The sequence below is a fragment of the Brevibacillus gelatini genome (assembly GCF_050920745.1).
In the GTDB taxonomy this organism is placed as follows: Bacteria; Bacillota; Bacilli; order Brevibacillales; family Brevibacillaceae; genus Brevibacillus; species Brevibacillus gelatini.
On sequence record NZ_CP154342.1, the window covers coordinates 3,452,726 to 3,468,437 of the forward strand.

A 15,712-nucleotide genomic window follows, 5' to 3' on the forward strand; every position below is an offset into this window, starting at 1 on the left:
CCTGCCGTTTCTCGCATCCGCTTTTTGGCGAAAGCCAAGGCTGCGCCTTTATTGCGAGTGCGCCCAAGTACGCAGCCTGCTTCTTGCTTTCCGACAAAAAGTTTTCGTGCGATCCAATATGTTGCGCAGGCTATCTTTTCCTAAATCGTTCCTTCGTCATATTCCGTCCCGCCCTGTCCGCTCTCGGCGATATTCGCCTCAATGAACGCGGCAAGCTGGCCGAGTGTAGGTGCTTCGAACAAGTTTTGCAGAGACAACTCCAACTGGTGCCTTTCTTTGAGCAAGTTCAGGCATTGGATCGCCCGCAGCGAATCACCGCCGCGCATGAAAAAGTTGTCGTGCAAGCCGAGATCCGAAGAGCCAAGCACTTCTTCCCATACGCTGGCGATGATCGTCTGTATCTCGCTGACCGGCGCAACATGCGCTTTGCCTGGCAGACTTGCCTTGTTCCGGCCGAGCTGCGCCAGTGCTTTGCGGTCGACTTTTCCATTTGCAGACAGCGGAAGCTTGTCGAGCAGCACGAACCCGGATGGAACCATGTAGTCTGGCAAGCTTTGCCGGACGGCATCTGCCAATTTTTCCGGCACGAACACCTTCACGGCTTGCGGTGCTTGCGCTACGATCAGATGCCGCTCGAACACCTCGGCCGCCATGCCCTCTCCAGGGAAAGCCGCGATGTTCGTGAAGCCATGTCTGGCAAGCAACTCGCGCCATTGGTCGACAGCAAGCAACGGAAGCTCGCTCGCCTTGCGTTCGTCCTCGAGATGGGAGAAGCCGTCCTCGAAAAATCCGACGGTCGTCAACAGCAAGCGGCTGTTGCGGGTCGACTCCACCAGCAACAGGATGCCTCCCGGTGCGAGCAGCTCTTGCAAGTAAGCAAGTGTCGACTCCAGATTGCGGGCACGATGCAGCGTATTGTCGGCCACGATCACGTCGAAGGAATGCGGCTCGTAGCCTTGTGCAAGCGGCGAGACATTCATGTCAAACTGACCGTATTCAAACGGTGCCGCTTCGCCCCACGCCTGCTTGGCCCTGTCTGTAAAGAAGCTCGACTCGTCCGCGTACAAATACTTGCTTCGCTCCGCAGGCAACGCAGCCACCAACGCCTGTGTCATACTTCCGGCCCGCGTGCCGATTTCCAGTACGCGCAGCTCGCTTTGGGACGGATGACTGCTCGCAATCGTGCCCAGTACTTGGACAGTCAGGCTTTGATAATACTCCCGTGTCAGGTCGAACTGACTTAAGCCTGCTGGCGTGAGGAAGGCTTCTTCTGCGAGAAACAGCTCCAGCGGGTCAAGCTCGCCGGTCAACAGACCGATAAAGAGCGGATAATCACGGCTGTAAACAGCTTCCAGTGCCATTGCCGCCTCTGTCTGATAAGAACGCTCCGCGCTTACTGCTCCTAACGCGCGAATGCTTCGGTATGCCCCGCATTCTGCTTTCTCCAGGATTCCTTCTGCCGTCAGCACTTCCAGCCAATGCCGCAGCAAGCTGCGGTAGCGAGGGTGAATTTGCAAACGCTGCATCAGCTCATCCAGCAAATAGCTTTCGCCCTCCCGGGAAAACGCGCCCATATGCTCCAGCGTGCGGCACATGTACGCTGTACTGATCGACTCCGCTTCGCTGAGGAACGTCTGAACTGTTTCCACCTCAATTGCTTGCGGTACATGGGCAGCTTCTGTTTTCCCGGTGTCGCTGATCGCTGCAAAACGCGCGTCGCAGAAAGCCGGATCGGCCGCTTTCTCCTCCAACAGCCCGGTTGCCTGTTGTTTGTCGAGCACGATGTAGCCGACGAGCCGCTTTTCTTCGCCTGCCTCATCCGGGACAGCTGCGATGGCTTCCTTCACTCCGTCCAGTCGCTTCAAAACCGTCTCGATCTCGCCCAGCTCGATGCGATGCCCCCTGATTTTTACCTGGAAGTCTTCCCTGCCGAGGAACTCCAGGTTGCCATCCGGCAAGTATCGCCCCAAATCGCCCGTGCGATACAGCCGCTCCCCTGTGCGCGGGTGGAAGACAAACTTGTCGTTCGTCTTTTCCTCGTCGCGCCAGTAGCCTTTGGCAAGCCCGATTCCTGCAATGTACAACTGCCCTGGCACCCAGACCGGGCAATCGTTCATCCACTCGTCCAGTACGTGGAAGCGCTGGTTGACCATCGGACGACCGTACGGGATGCTCTTCCACTCCGGCGCGACCTGTTCAATCGGGTACAGGTTCGACCAGATCGACGCCTCAGTCGCTCCCCCCAAGCCAATGACTTGTGCCTGCGGGAAGTAGGCTTTGATTTTGTCTGGCAAATCGAGCGGAATCCAGTCGCCGCTAAGCAGCACCAGACGTAGACTCGGCGCTACCCTCGCGTTTTGCCCGGAGGCGTATTCAACGAGCATCTGCATCAGCGCAGGAACCGTGTTCCAGACCGTCACCTGCTCCGCTTCCAGCCACTCAATCCAGTGTGCCGGGTCTTTTGCCTTGGTCGCATCCGGCATGACGATCGTCCCGCCAGCGGCGAGCAAGCCGAACACATCGTACACGGACAAATCGAAGTTCAGGTTGGACAAGGCAAGCACTTTGTCATCCGCACCAACCGCAAAGCGCTTGTTCACATCGAGAATTGTGTTGACTGCACCGCGGTGGTCGATCATGACGCCTTTTGGCATTCCAGTCGAGCCGGACGTGTAAATGACGTAGGCCAAATCTTCCGGCCGCCCCGGGAACGTAAGCATACTCCAGGCACCTTCGGCAGCAGAAAAGCTCAACCGATCCACAGCCAGACGGCAAACATCATCCGGCCAGCCCAGCGTTTCATCCAGCCACGACTGCGTCAGCACGAAACGAACTTGGCCGTCGCGCAAAAGTCCCGCACGCCGCTCTTCTGGATGGGCAGGGTCAATCGGGAGGTAAGCCGCCCCTACCGCCAAAATGCCGAGTGTCGCTGCTACCTGCTCCCAGCCTTTTTCCATTACGACCGCAACCAGTGTGTCAGGCGCGGCTCCTTGCTCGCTCAGCCACTTGCCAATCTTCTGCGCCGCAGCCGCCAGCTCTCCATAGGTCAGTGTCCGCCCCGACGAGACAACTGCAGGCTGGTTCATGCGCTGGTTGATCTGCTTCGCGAACAGTCCACCCAGCGTCTCATCGGAAATCGGCGCATCGGTGGCGTTCGCAGCCCGCCGTGCTTCCAGACGCGGGATGGCGATCAGGCTTTGTGCCTGCTCCTGCCAAGCCGCTTTTTCATCCGTCAAGCGGTGCAAAAGCTGGCAATATGCCGTAAACATGTCTTGTAGCATGCCGTCCGGGAACAGCCCTTCGACAGAGTCCCATATCAGCAGCAACTCGCCGTCCTGCTCCACCACCTGGTGATCGAGCCACACTTGCGGCGTCTGGGTAATGTTGTACACGAGCTTGCCCAGCCATTTTCCGCCTGACTCGCCGCCGCTCCACTGATCGACGCCAAGCGCACTGGTAAAGACGACTGGCATAGACACGCCGTGATGCTCTCCGCTTTGCTTCGCCAGCTCCCGCTGTACCTGAACGCCGCCCACGAGCGAATGATCCAGATCGCGCCACAGCTGCTCCTGCAGGTTGCGGCCCCGCTCCAAAATCGAGCTGCCTTTTCCAAGCTCCACGGCCAAAAGCGTCAAGGTCGTGAAGTCACCGACAAGCGCGTTGACCTCTGGATGCAGCGGCAGTCGATTGAACTGGGTCAGGTTGATCGTAAAGCGGTTGCTTCGGCTCCACGCGCCAAGCGTCTCAGCGTACGCAGTCAGCAACACTCCCGATGGCGTCAGCCCGAATTCCGCCGCGCGCTCCTTCAGCCGCTGCCACGTCTGACGCTCCAGACGCGCTTCCAGACGCCCGAAACGCTGCTCGGTCATCGTATCTGGATTTTGCGCGAGCGGCAGTTGCGGCGCAGGCGGCAAATCGTCGAGACGTGACGTCCAATATTCCAGATCACGCTTGTACAGCTCGGTCGCCTTCAGATCTTCCAGGGCGAGCACGTAATCGCGGAAGGACAGGCTGAGCTGCGGCAAAGGCGCGTCCGGCTGATGATAAAGCCGCGTCCATTCGCTAAGCAGGTGGAACATGCTCCAACCGTCAAAAATCAGGTTGTCGAAGCTGATATGCAGGCGAACCCGGCCGTCCCGCAGGTGCGATGCCCGCACATCGAACAACGGCCACACATCGGTTGCCAGCACCTGGTGCGACATCTCCTCGCGTATCGAAAGCAAGGCTTCCGCTTCTGCCGCTTCCGTATACGCACGCAAATCATTCACTGCGATCCGGTAGCGCGGCACTTGCGGCAAAATTTGCTGATGCAGCCCGTTTGGCAAAAAGACGGCGCGCATCATTTCATGCTGGTCGATCAGCCGCTGCCATGCCGCCTCGATCCGCTCCAAATCGAGGCTTTGTCCGTCGATTTCAAAGTAGCAATGCGTCGAAACATTCCCGAGCGCATAAACCCCACTGCGTCCCATCCAGTACGCTTGCTGGATATCTGTAAGCGGAAACGGCTCTTGTCGCTTGTCTTGTGCCGGAACAATTTGCGGCAGGCTTTCGACAGGCTGAGCCGCTTGTTCAGCCGCTTCCACGAGCGTCTGCACGTACAGTGCCAGTTCGGCAATCGTCGGCTTTTCAAAAATTTTCCCCAGCGAAAGCTCGACTCCCAGCCTGTTGCGCACCAGAGCGGAGAGTCTCGTCGCCAAAAGCGAATCGCCGCCCAGCTCGAAGTAGTTGTCCTCCGTGCCGATCCGCTCCACGGCGAACAGCTCGCGCCAAATCACGGCCAGCTCTGTTTCCAGCGGTGTTTTCGGCTCGGTAAAGGCTTTTTCCGCCTTCGCCCTGAGCAGACTGTCCGGAGTCGGCAGCGCCTGGCGATCGACTTTTCCGTTTGCCGAGAGCGGCAAGGCGTCTAGCAGCAAGAAAGCAGTCGGTACCATGTAATCCGGCAGCTTCTCGTCCAAAAAGTCAGCCAGCCGCACCGGATTGAAGCGCTTGCCGCACTCAGGTGCTTGCGCCACGATGACGTGCTGCCCAAAGACATTTGCCGGATCATCCGCGTGCGGGAAGGCCATCACCTGGGCAAACGCCGGCTGCAGCGCCCGCTCCCACGCTTCTTTTGCCATGAGTGGCTGCCGCTCGTGACGACGCTCGTCTTGCAGATGGGTAAAGCCATCCTCCAGAAAAGCGGTGCTGACCTGCTGCACGCGACTGTTGCGGGTCAGCTCCAGCATCACGAGCAAACCGCCCGGCACAAGCAGCTTCTGCGCATGTCTGATAGCCGTCTGCACATCCTTCGCCCGGTGCAAGGAATCAGCGGCGATCACCACGTCGTACTGGTGAGCTTCGTATCCTTGCAGAAGCGGGTTTTGCTCGATATCGAGCAGTTGCCCTTGTGCAAACGGATAAGCGTCAAGCTTCGCCTTGGCCGCCTGCACGAAGAAAGCCGAGCTGTCTGTGTACGTGTACTCAGCCGCGCCCTGTGGCAGCACAGTCAAAAGCGCTTCGGTCAAAGCCGTGTTTCGCCCGCCAATCTCCAAAATTCGCACGGGCTGTCCCTTGTCTGCCAAGCTGCACACTGCCTGCTGCAGCACGCTCTGCGCCATCCGCTCTCTTTGCTTCGCGCCAGGGAGCGCCTGCATCAATTCGCTCGGCATCAGCCCGGACTCAGCCGCGAAGAAGACAGACAACGGCTCCACCGCCCCTGTCAACAGCCCGCTCAAAACATCATCCAGCTTTTGCAAATAGGTGATGAGCCCCTGTGCCTGCGACTCCCATGCAGACGGCGCCTCGCTGATTGATGGTGCTTTCAACCAGTCGTCCGGAATCTCACGTACAAAAACGTATGGATCAGTTCCCTGTTCCCCGCTCTGGATAAAGCCCTCGGCTTCAAGCGAATGCAGCCATTGTTGGACCACTGGCCGGTAACGCTCCGCGATTCCGCAGCGCCCGATCAGCTCATCTAGCGAAAAGCTGGCTTTACCGCCGAGATTTGCCCCGACTTTTTTCAGCGCCCGGCACATCGCGCGTATGGCGAACTGCTCCATGCAAGACCAGAAGGCCGGGAATTGATCCAGTTTGTCTGTTTCCTCCGCAAAAGCCCACTGCTCCACCTGGCCTGCTCCGGTCTTCAGCACAGCTGTCCACAGCTTGGCGCTGCTGGATGGATCTGCGCTAACGGTGTCAAACAGAGCAGCTTCATCCTCTTGACCGGAAACGACGTAACCAACGAGATGGCGGTTGCCACGCGGATCGCCGACAGCGGCAACTACAGCATCGCGCACACCCGGATACTGCTTCATCGCGGTTTCAATTTCCCCCAGTTCAATCCGGTGTCCCCTGATTTTTACCTGGAAGTCTTTGCGTCCGAGAAACTCAATCGTACCGTCCGGCCAATACCGTCCGAGATCGCCCGTGCGATACCAGCGCTCGCCTTGCCACTGCACGAACCGCTCAGCAGTAAGCGCCGGATCACCGCGATAGCCAAGTGCGACACCTGCTCCGCCAATCCACAGCTCGCCTGCCACCCAGTCCGGGCAATCCCGTCCTTTGCTGTCGACCACGCGGTACGCCTGATTCGCAAGCGGCCGTCCGTACGGAATCGAGGTCCAATGGGCAGGCAGCGGCAGCTTCACATCGTAAAAATTCGACCAGATCGAAGCTTCTGTCGCTCCCCCCATCGCTACCAGCTCACTGTCCGGCGCCGACTGCTTCAGTCTCTCCGGCAAATCAAGCCCGATCCAGTCACCGGACAGCATCGCCAGCCGAAGCGGCAACCGCTCGTAGCCTGCGCTCTGGGCCGCGATCAAAAGCATATCCAATAACACTGGCACAGAGTTCCACAGCGTAATCTGGTGGCGCTCCACCAGCTCTGCCCACTTGGCCGCGTCCCGGCGCGCTTCTTCGCCAATCAGGACGATCGACCCGCCAGCGCCAAGCAGTCCGAACAAATCGTAGACAGACAAATCGAAATCGAGCGACGACACCGCCAAAATACGATCACCAGCCCCGATGCCATAGCGCCTGTTGATCTCGGCAATCGTGTTCCAAGCTCCTGCGTGACTAATCTCTACCCCTTTTGGCTCGCCTGTGGAGCCGGAGGTGAAGATGATGTACGCCAGGCTTTCCGCAGAAGACGCCACAGGCGAAGGCAAAGGCTCGCTGGCCGCTGCCGTTTCCATCGTCAGTACGACCGCATCCGTCGGCCATTCCAGCTCTTGTGCGTGCTTTGCATCGGTCAGCACATAGCGAACGCCTGCTTTTTGGTGAATCCGCTCGCGTCTTGCCGCCGGCTGACCGATCCCGACCGGAACATAGCAGCCGCCAGCCGCCACGACACCAAGCACCGCCACGACCTGATCGGTTCCGCGCGGCAAACTGACCGCCACTGGCTGGCCGCTGCCGACTCCGTGCTGCCAAAGATATGCGGCCACCTGCAAGGCTTGCTTCGCCAGTTCGCCATACGTCACGGAAGCAGCGGTACTGCTGTCAATCAACGCAGTTGCCAGCGGCTGTTTCTGCGCCTGCGCGAAAAACGCCTCGTGCAAACATTGCGGCTCAATTGCCAGCGCTGTTGTCTCATTGGCGTCTTCTGCCTGTCGCCGCTTTGCCAAATCGGACAAAAGCAGCGGTGCGGATTGCCAGTCGTTTTCCGGCGCGACCAGCCAATCCATCAGCTCGCAAAACGCCGCGAACATCTGGTCAATCATGCCCGCAGGGAACAACTGCTCCACCGCATCCCAGGCCAGGAGCAGTCCGCCGTTCATTTCGTACAGCTGGAAGTCGAGCCACACCTGCGGCGTTTGCGAAATCATGTAGGACAGCTCGCCCAGCATCTGGCGACACTCCTCGTTGATGAGCGGTGTGCCCAGATTGCACGCGAACACGACAGGGGCGAAATCGCGCTCTCCCTGACGGACGCGGGCCAGATCACGCTGCAGCTGCACCCCGGAGTAAGCGTCATGCGCCACATCCTGGTGGAACTGCGACTGAATAGCGCGAACCCGCTCCAGAAACGTTGCCGGCTGCTTCATGTCCACGGCCAGCAGCAGCAGATTCGTAAAATCAGCGACGACGTCCTCGATTCCCGGCTCGCTCACCTGACGGTCAAACAACGGGATGTTGATGAAAAACTCCGAATGCGTGCTCCAGCGATCGAGCACCTCGGCATATGCCGTCAGCAAAACCATCGCTGGTGTAACCTGGTAGGCTTGTGCCTGCTTTTGCAAACGCGTCCAGTCCGCTTCGCTCAAGCAATGTGTCCTTCTCACAAAGACAGGCGCCCCGATCATTTCCGGCTTTGTCAAAAGCGGCAAGCCAGGCGCTCCCGGCAGCGAGGCCAGTCTGTCCTGCCAGTAACGGGCGGCTTCCTCCCTGTCGGCTGCCCGGCGCGCCGTTTCCTGCTGCAAATAACGGGCAAAGCTCCAATCAACAGGGGCAAGCGGCTTCACGTCACGCGCATAGGCGGCCGCCAAATCTCTGAGGATGATGTGCAAGCTTTGCACATCGGCAACAAGCAGGTCGAGGTCAAAATGCAGCCGGGTCCGTCCATATGACAACAGACTCAGCTCCAATCCGGCAACCTCTCCCAGTTCTACTGCCAGTTTGCGGTGGGAGAGCCGCTCGCGAATGCGTTCCAGCTCGCTTTCCTGCTCATGCTCCGAGAGCGCACGCAGATCGTGAACGACCAGCGGTTTTTCATACGGCGCATCCAGCACCTCCTGCCGCCCGTCCGTCAAAAATCTCGCCCGCAGCATCGGATGGTGCAGCAGCACTTTTTTCCACGCCGCCTCCAACCGCTTCGGCTCTACGCCTGCTCCGTCAATCTCCAGGTAAGCATGGCAGCCGACTCCACCGAGAGGCTGGTCATCCTGGCGCCCGATCCAATACGCGTACTGCACGTCTGTCAGTGCAAACGGCGCTTTTTCTTGTACGCCAGCCTGCCCCTGCTCCGGCTCTAAAGCCGTTTCCTGATCCGCTTTTGCCTTGGCTGCCGCGTCAGGCTGGACGCTCTTTTGCAGCAACGCCCACCAATCGCCGAGGCGCGGTGCGGCAATCAGCTCGGCAAACGTCACTTTTGCCCCTGCTCGACGCCATTTGTTGACCATCCGCATCATCTGCAAGGAATCGAGCCCCAGCTCGATCAAATTTTGCCCGTCGTCAATCTCGACCCCTACAGGCAGCAACGATTGAACCTGGCGGCGCACTTCTGCATAGTCCAGCGAAGAAACGGAGCCTGCAGAATTGCTGTCGTCAAGTACTTGCTTCATCACGGTTTCCTCCTTTCCACGAATCTGCCCCTATTTTTGTTTCGCGCCGACAAGCTCGCGACTCGCGACAACTAACTGGCGGGAAAAGCTGCTCAATTTTTCACGCGTCTCCTCCAGTTCGCGCTCTGGCAACGACATCTCGACCACCCCGGCACCTGCGTGCAGCCACGCGCTGCCGTCTTTTTGGTAGATTGTCCGCAGCACGAGCGCCGCGTCCATCGCTCCGCTCTTGTCGTACGTCATGACGCACCCGCTGTACAGATTGCGCGGTGTGCTCTCCAGCCTGCCGATCGCATCGATCGACTCTTTTTTCGGGATACCCGAAGCCGTTACCGCAGGGAACAAAGCCCGAAACGCATGCCATGAGTTGCACTCCGGCTTGAGCTTGCCTTTCAGCTTGGAGGCGATGTGCTGTACGGTGCCTCTGCTTGCGACCGTCATGAAGTCAGTGAGCATGATCGACGAAGCATCGCAGACGCTCCGCAGCTCTTCAAACGCCAGCTTGACGGAAACTGCATGCTCGGCAATTTCCTTAGGATCGTTCAGCAGCTCTTTTTTCAGCCTTTCACTTTCTGCTTCGCTCATCCCTTTGAAACGCGTGCCTGCCAGCGGATACGTGCTGACCCAGCCTTCGCTGTCTACCTCTACAACCGTTTCCGGACTGAAGCCTGCTGCGTTCATGCCTTCCAGGGAAAGCAGGAAGGAGCGCGCTGGAGTATTGACTCTGCGACCTGCGAGATAGCTCGCCGCCATATCCAGCTCCTCGTGTAGCGGAATTTTTCTGGACAAAATGACCTTGTGGTACTTGCGCTCGGTAATTTCGCGCACCGCTTCTGCTACGCCCTGCTTGTACGACTCGGCATCGTGCGTATCCGCCTGGGGAACAGCCAGCTTTTCCTGCTTTGCCCTTTGCTCGACGCTGCTTTGCTGCGCACGTATGTCGGCAAACACTTGCTGCAAAAGCTGTCCAACCTGACGGCTATGCTCCTCTGTCAGCGTCCGCAGCAGCACCTCGCCCTTGCAGAAGCGCACCTCGACCTCCGGGATGAACAGCTTGAGCAGATTCGGATCTTCGTTTCGCTGCGGCAGTCCGTTATAGTAGCGAGCCATGCCAAAGTTCACGGTTCCGTATGCGCGCCAGTCGGCAATCGGCACCGTGGCAAACGCCCGGTTGAGCGTCTCGCTCAGTTCATTGTTTTCGTATGTGAATGTTTCGCCGTCGAAGGACAGCTTCGTCTGCTGCGCATCTACGGTAGCCAAGGCATGAATGCCAAGCCCGATGGACAGCTCCTCTCCGTTTTCGTAGAGTACGTAGTTTTCAAACTGTCCGCGCTCGACAATTTCCGTCGCCGCCAGATGGACGTCTCCCGCAAAAGCAAACGTTTCTTCCCGGTATGAAGTGATTGGCGCAGCGGCCTTTTCCTGTTTTGCCATAGCCATCTCCTTGAGCTTGTTTTTGTTGACTTTTCCAACGCTGGTCAGCGGCCAACTGCGAACAAGCTCCAGTTGGTCCGGCATTTTATAGCGGGCAACCCCTTTCTCCTGGAAAAAGGTGTGAATGTCTGCAAGGGTAAGCCCCGGATTGTCCGAGATCACGCACGCGCAGCTTTTCTGGCCTAGCACTGGGTCAGGCAGTGTGATCACCGCTGCATCCTGGATGTCCGGGTGCATGCGCAAATACGACTCGATCTCCGCTGGCATAATTTTTTCACCTGCGCGGTTAATCATCTCCTTGATCCGCCCGCCTACCTGGATGTTGCCTTCTGGCGTTATCCGCGCTTTGTCCCCGGAACGGTAAAAGCCGTCAGGAGTGAAGCTCACGCGATTTTGCTCCGGCGCCAGGTAATAGCCGCGAATCGTGTACGGCCCGCGGACAATCAGCTCTCCGTACTCGCCCGGCTCCACATCGTTCAGGTTCTCATCGACAATCCGCACCTCGTCCGCCTCGGAAATCGGACGCCCCTGGCTCGTGATGATGACTTCATCCGGATCGTCCAGCGACGTGCAGCAGATCAAGCCTTCCGCCATTCCGAACACCTGCTGGAGCTGGCATGTCCATTCGCGCATGATGCGGTCAGCTACCTTGTCGTCGAGCATCGAGCCGCCTACCTGCAACACTTGCAGGCTGGACAGGTCGCTTTCTGTATCCCATTCCCGTGCCTCCAGCCAGACGTTGACAAGTGCTGGAACCAAAGCCGTAATCGTCACTTTTTCTTTTTCGATCAGCGGAAACGCTTCGTCGCAGCTTGTCGTTTTACACAAGACGACCTTGCCTCCTGCTGAAAACGTGCCGAGAATGCCTGGGCAGCAGAGCGGAAAATTGTGCGCAATCGGCAGTACGGCGAGGTAGACGCTTTGCTCTGTCAGTTTGCAGCGGGTGGCCGCCGCTCTGGCATTGTAGGCGTAATCGGCGTGCGTCCGCGGAATCAGCTTAGGCGTGCCGGTCGTTCCACCGGACAAAAGCAACAGCGCCGTGTCCGTGTATGTCGGGCCTTCCAGCTCCATCTTCGGCCCGCTGATCGTAGCCAGATTCGTGCCGATGCTGCTTTCTCCGTCCGTGCAGACGAACTTGACGCATGTATGCTTTTTCACCAAATGTTCCGCCAACTTGGTGTAGTCATATCCTAAAAATGTCGTCGGAATCATATAGGCAACGGGCTTGGCAAGCGAAAAAATTCCGTCCAGTTCCGCTTCCCTGTGTGCAGGCAAGACAAGAATCGGCACAGCGCCGATGCGAAACAGGGCAAAGCATGTCAGGACAAAAGAAATCCGGTTTGGAAGCTGGACCGCGACTTTGTCGCCTTTGCGAATCCCCATCCGGTAAAAGCCGGAGGCAAGCGTATCCACCTTGCTATCCAGCTTGCGGTAGGTCATTTTCTCCTCTTCCTCGACCAAAGCAACTTTGTCCTGGTACTTGTCAGCCCACCTTCGCAACTGCTCCCCAAGGGTAAACGGCTCCCAATACCCGCGTTGTTCATAAGTTTTGGCTGCTTGCTCAAACCATTCCATGCTCGCTCTCATTCGTTCCTCCCCCAAAAGTAGCTACGGGCGCATTCGTATACCCTAAGCTGAATGATGCCAACTGCGCTGAAGCTCATGCTGGTTTGTCTACCAACCAAAATATTGATACTGATTCTCATTGTCAATTCCTTATGCCAGCTAATTTTTCTACATTTCAGGAAATTCCGGCGCGTTTTCTTCCATTTTCTCTCTATTTCTTCGTTTATCGACAAGCGATTACCATATTCTTACACGTTTATGTGCCTGTTTTTAAAACCAAGGAAGTTTATATGTATAATAGAAGATTCTCGTCAAAAGCAGGATTTATCCAAGCTCAAATGCGATGGCCCCCACATAATCCGCCGCTGGCACAAACCTCAAAATTGCCCATTTATCCCAGCCTGGACCGTCTCCCCGCACCTGAAAAAAGTCCTCCTTCTCGTTCGCTGTCAGGCAAAAGGAATGCAGCGGGCGGGACACGCCCTCCCCTGTCGCTTTGACAAACGCTTCCTTTCGCGTCCAGCAATCAAAAAAGGCGCGTTATTGCTCCGCATTCGAAAACCGCGCGCAGCCAGGATGAAAATACCGCGCAAGCTCAGGCCATTCAGGAAGAGGCAAGCCTGTCGTTTCCATCAGCTCGGCGACGCCCCACTCCGCCGTTTTTCCTTTTGGCAAAAAGAGGGCCGAGGCTTTCTGCCCCGCCCCCTCCCTGTCCTCATGACTGCTCCCCGGCACTCGCCGCCGCTTCCAGTTGTTCTGCAACAATCGCAAAGACCAGACGCAGCAGTTGCTCCCGGTTGCTGTTCAGGAAAAAATGCTCTCCCTCTATCATGTCTAGCGTAAAGGAGCCGCGTGTATGTCTCGCCCAGGCTGCCATTTCCTCCTCGCTCGCCTCCGGATCACGAGTTCCGCAAAAGGCGGAAATCGGACATTCCAGCAGTTCCTCCTCCGTGAACCGATACGTGTCGTCGAGCGTAAAGTCCGCGCGCAAAAGCGGCATGAACAGATTCATCAGCTCCTTGCTTTGCAAGATCGCCTCAGGCGTACCGGAAAAACGCCGCAGCTCCCTGACAAACTCTTCCTCCGGCAAATGATACAGCGGTCTTGGCTCTGGAATGTGTGGAGCGCGACCGGCAGCGACCAGGAGGCCACACGGGGCGAGCTGCCATTTTCGGCGAACGGCTCTCGCCAGTTCAAACGCGATTTTTGTGCCGAGACTATAGCCGAAAAACAGAAACGGACGATCCAGATACGGGTGAATGGCCTCGCAAATCTTTTCGATCAGCACATCCATATCCCGTATAGCCGACTCCATCAGTCTGTTTTCCCTGCCCGGAAGCTGGATCGGGTACACGCCCGCCCCCGCTGGCATCTCTTCGCTCCAGCCTCTGTAAATCGAAGCGCCACCCCCGGCAAAAGGGAAGCAAAACAAGCGGATTTTATCTGCCGGATCAGGCTTTGCCAGCAGCCAACGTTCCGCCGGTTTGAGCGTTTGCATTGTCAATTCCTCCATTTGCTTGCAGAGAACGGTCAGCAGCTATGTGTGGGTACACTTGGTAACTTGCCAGAACCGCCTCTTTCTTTTTGATTGGTCAATAGACGATAATGATTATCATATTCAGCCAAAAAATTATACAATCTCTGTTAACCTGAATTTTCCCCCTATTCGCGCTGTGTTTCTCCTTCATGCTCACGCTTAGTCATTTTTTTACATATCCTGAATGAATTTGTCTCTATTTCCTTTTCAAAGCGGTCGGAAAAAGGTGATCCAGGAAGAAAGAAGGCAAAAAAAGGAGATATTTGGAGATTTCCGAGAGTTTTGTCCTGAAATATGGAAATTTTAGCTTTCTTTTTACTTTGACAACGATTATCATTATCAATATCTTGTACTTATTCTTGCTTTCTTGCTTTTTGCTGCTGTGACCTAGCTACAACTCTTCATAACAACTTGAACTCGCTGTAAGGGATTTCAGAAATAGGAGCACGGCAAAAAGGAGGGAGGGAGAGGACCGGTTGCTCTCATCCGTCTGGTCAAACACCGGCGGACACTATTTTGGAGAAGAGGAAGGATGCTATATGCAAGCACAAACGCTGGCTGTCCCAAGCAGATGGACCATGCGCGATTCTATTACCTTGGCGATTTTCAACGTCATCATGCTCATCATCATGACGTTTTGCCCCGCTGTATCGATTGTGTCTCCCCTTTTGGTCGGGGGCGTCACCGGGCTGCTAAACGGCCCGTTTTACATGGTCATGTCGGGGAAAATTCGCAAGCGAGGCACTTTGTTTCTCACTGCCATCATAACCGGGCTGTACTTCGTCGGCTTCGGCTACGCCAACTATTTGCTGACGCTCGCTGTCATCGGGCTCATCGGCGAGCTGATCCTCTGGGGCAAAGACGCGTACTCAAACTCGATTCGCAACGCCATCGCTTATGCCGTGCTATACGTAGGCTATACGCTATGCGGGGTCGTTCCGCTCATTTTCTTCCGGGAGTCGTACATGGCTACCCTGGAAAAAGGCTATACCCCTGAACAAATCGCCGACATGCTCTACTATTTCGACACGCCCAGCATGATCCTGCTCATGTGCGCCATTTCTGCTGCTGGCGGACTGCTCGGTGCTTATTTTGGCCATTTGATGTTGAAAAAGCATGTGAAAAAGGCGAAGCTGGTATAAATCAAAAGAACCTTGCCAGGCGCAGATCAGAAGCTGGTCAAGGTTCTTGCTTGTTGTTTTCCGGGAGGTGAAGTGGGTTTAATTTGATTATCAATTTTCTTTTTACATTATTTTCAATAATTTCAAGTTACACCGCTTGTTTATAGTTATCTGTATTTTTTTGCTACTACATTACAATATCCTGGTATCCTACCTCAACTACCACTTCATTCAACAGACGAACTCCCAGCCCATTTTCCTGGTCCCAGGTGCAGGTAAACAATATTCCAATATCTCGACCTTCTTCTATATCTCCATACGGGACGATAATTCCTTCCAGAGTAATCATCTCAAGAATTTGGTCGGCCTTTTCTACCAGAGGGTAATTTTCATTCTGAGCGATATCGTAACCTAAATCATGGCGCTTTTGTTGATAATATTTGAAAATTGGGTCGAGGAAGCTTTCATGCAGTTGCTCCCACCTTTTCATCAAGGCTTGATAAGCCTCATACTGTTCTTCATCAAATTTTCCGTCTGCTTCGCCATCAATCATTAATGTAATTTCAGTTTCTTTTCCGAAAAAAAGGACAGCGGTATCCTTGAACCAACTATAGTTATATTCCAAACATCCAAAAATGGGGTCAATTATTTTCATTGCATGCTCTCCTCTCGTTTTTTTACAGGGATTTGTATCTCCACTTCCCGCCTCCCTTCTTCCATCTCCTTCTGCTAAAATAAAGGGAAATTTGGATCGGCTACACTAAGTTGGACAGAAAAAATAAGGGCTTGTAGAA

Annotated in this window: 6 protein-coding genes and 1 pseudogene; 1 reads left to right on the top strand and 6 read right to left on the bottom strand. The window is 56.0% G+C overall.

Going from position 1 to position 15,712, the window contains the following annotated elements; genetic code table 11:
• Nucleotides 1–140: 140 nt before the first annotated feature.
• The 5 genes and pseudogenes from AAFJ72_RS16650 to AAFJ72_RS16670 form a co-directional block, all read right to left on the bottom strand.
• Complete coding sequence (locus tag AAFJ72_RS16650) at nucleotides 141–9,260, bottom strand: amino acid adenylation domain-containing protein (protein ID WP_432774813.1); 9,120 nt, start codon at nucleotides 9,258–9,260, stop codon at nucleotides 141–143.
• A 30-nt stretch (nucleotides 9,261–9,290) separates the two neighbouring features.
• Nucleotides 9,291–12,281: a salicylate synthase gene (locus AAFJ72_RS16655; protein WP_432774814.1), complete on the bottom strand. Its 2,991-nt coding sequence runs from the start codon at nucleotides 12,279–12,281 to the stop codon at nucleotides 9,291–9,293.
• A 303-nt stretch (nucleotides 12,282–12,584) separates the two neighbouring features.
• A pseudogene (locus tag AAFJ72_RS16660) lies at nucleotides 12,585–12,743 on the bottom strand (4'-phosphopantetheinyl transferase family protein); the annotation flags it as partial.
• Nucleotides 12,744–12,800: 57 nt separating this feature from the next.
• Nucleotides 12,801–12,995 carry a hypothetical protein gene (locus AAFJ72_RS16665; RefSeq protein ID WP_122906821.1) on the bottom strand — a complete coding sequence of 65 codons (195 nt, stop codon included), beginning with the start codon at nucleotides 12,993–12,995 and terminating at the stop codon, nucleotides 12,801–12,803.
• Complete coding sequence (locus tag AAFJ72_RS16670; RefSeq protein WP_246005880.1) at nucleotides 12,976–13,758, bottom strand: thioesterase II family protein; 783 nt, start codon at nucleotides 13,756–13,758, stop codon at nucleotides 12,976–12,978. Before AAFJ72_RS16670 ends, AAFJ72_RS16665 begins: the two co-directional genes overlap by 20 nt.
• Nucleotides 13,759–14,336: 578 nt before the next feature.
• Here AAFJ72_RS16670 and AAFJ72_RS16675 point away from each other — a divergent pair.
• Nucleotides 14,337–14,939 carry an MptD family putative ECF transporter S component gene (locus AAFJ72_RS16675; protein ID WP_432774816.1) on the top strand — a complete coding sequence of 201 codons (603 nt, stop codon included), beginning with the start codon at nucleotides 14,337–14,339 and terminating at the stop codon, nucleotides 14,937–14,939.
• Nucleotides 14,940–15,105: 166 nt separating this feature from the next.
• Here the strand turns inward: AAFJ72_RS16675 and AAFJ72_RS16680 are convergent, their stop codons facing one another.
• Nucleotides 15,106–15,573: a DUF6985 domain-containing protein gene (locus AAFJ72_RS16680; protein ID WP_432774818.1), complete on the bottom strand. Its 468-nt coding sequence runs from the start codon at nucleotides 15,571–15,573 to the stop codon at nucleotides 15,106–15,108.
• Between the last annotated feature and the right edge of the window lie 139 nt (nucleotides 15,574–15,712).

Coding starts and splice junctions, on each gene's coding strand:
- AAFJ72_RS16650 (WP_432774813.1), bottom strand. CDS start 9,260: ATGAAGCAAGTACTTGACGACAGCAATTCTGCAGGCTCCGTTTCTTCG.
- AAFJ72_RS16655 (WP_432774814.1), bottom strand. CDS start 12,281: ATGAGAGCGAGCATGGAATGGTTTGAGCAAGCAGCCAAAACTTATGAA.
- AAFJ72_RS16670 (WP_246005880.1), bottom strand. CDS start 13,758: ATGCAAACGCTCAAACCGGCGGAACGTTGGCTGCTGGCAAAGCCTGAT.
- AAFJ72_RS16675 (WP_432774816.1), top strand. CDS start 14,337: ATGCAAGCACAAACGCTGGCTGTCCCAAGCAGATGGACCATGCGCGAT.
- AAFJ72_RS16680 (WP_432774818.1), bottom strand. CDS start 15,573: ATGAAAATAATTGACCCCATTTTTGGATGTTTGGAATATAACTATAGT.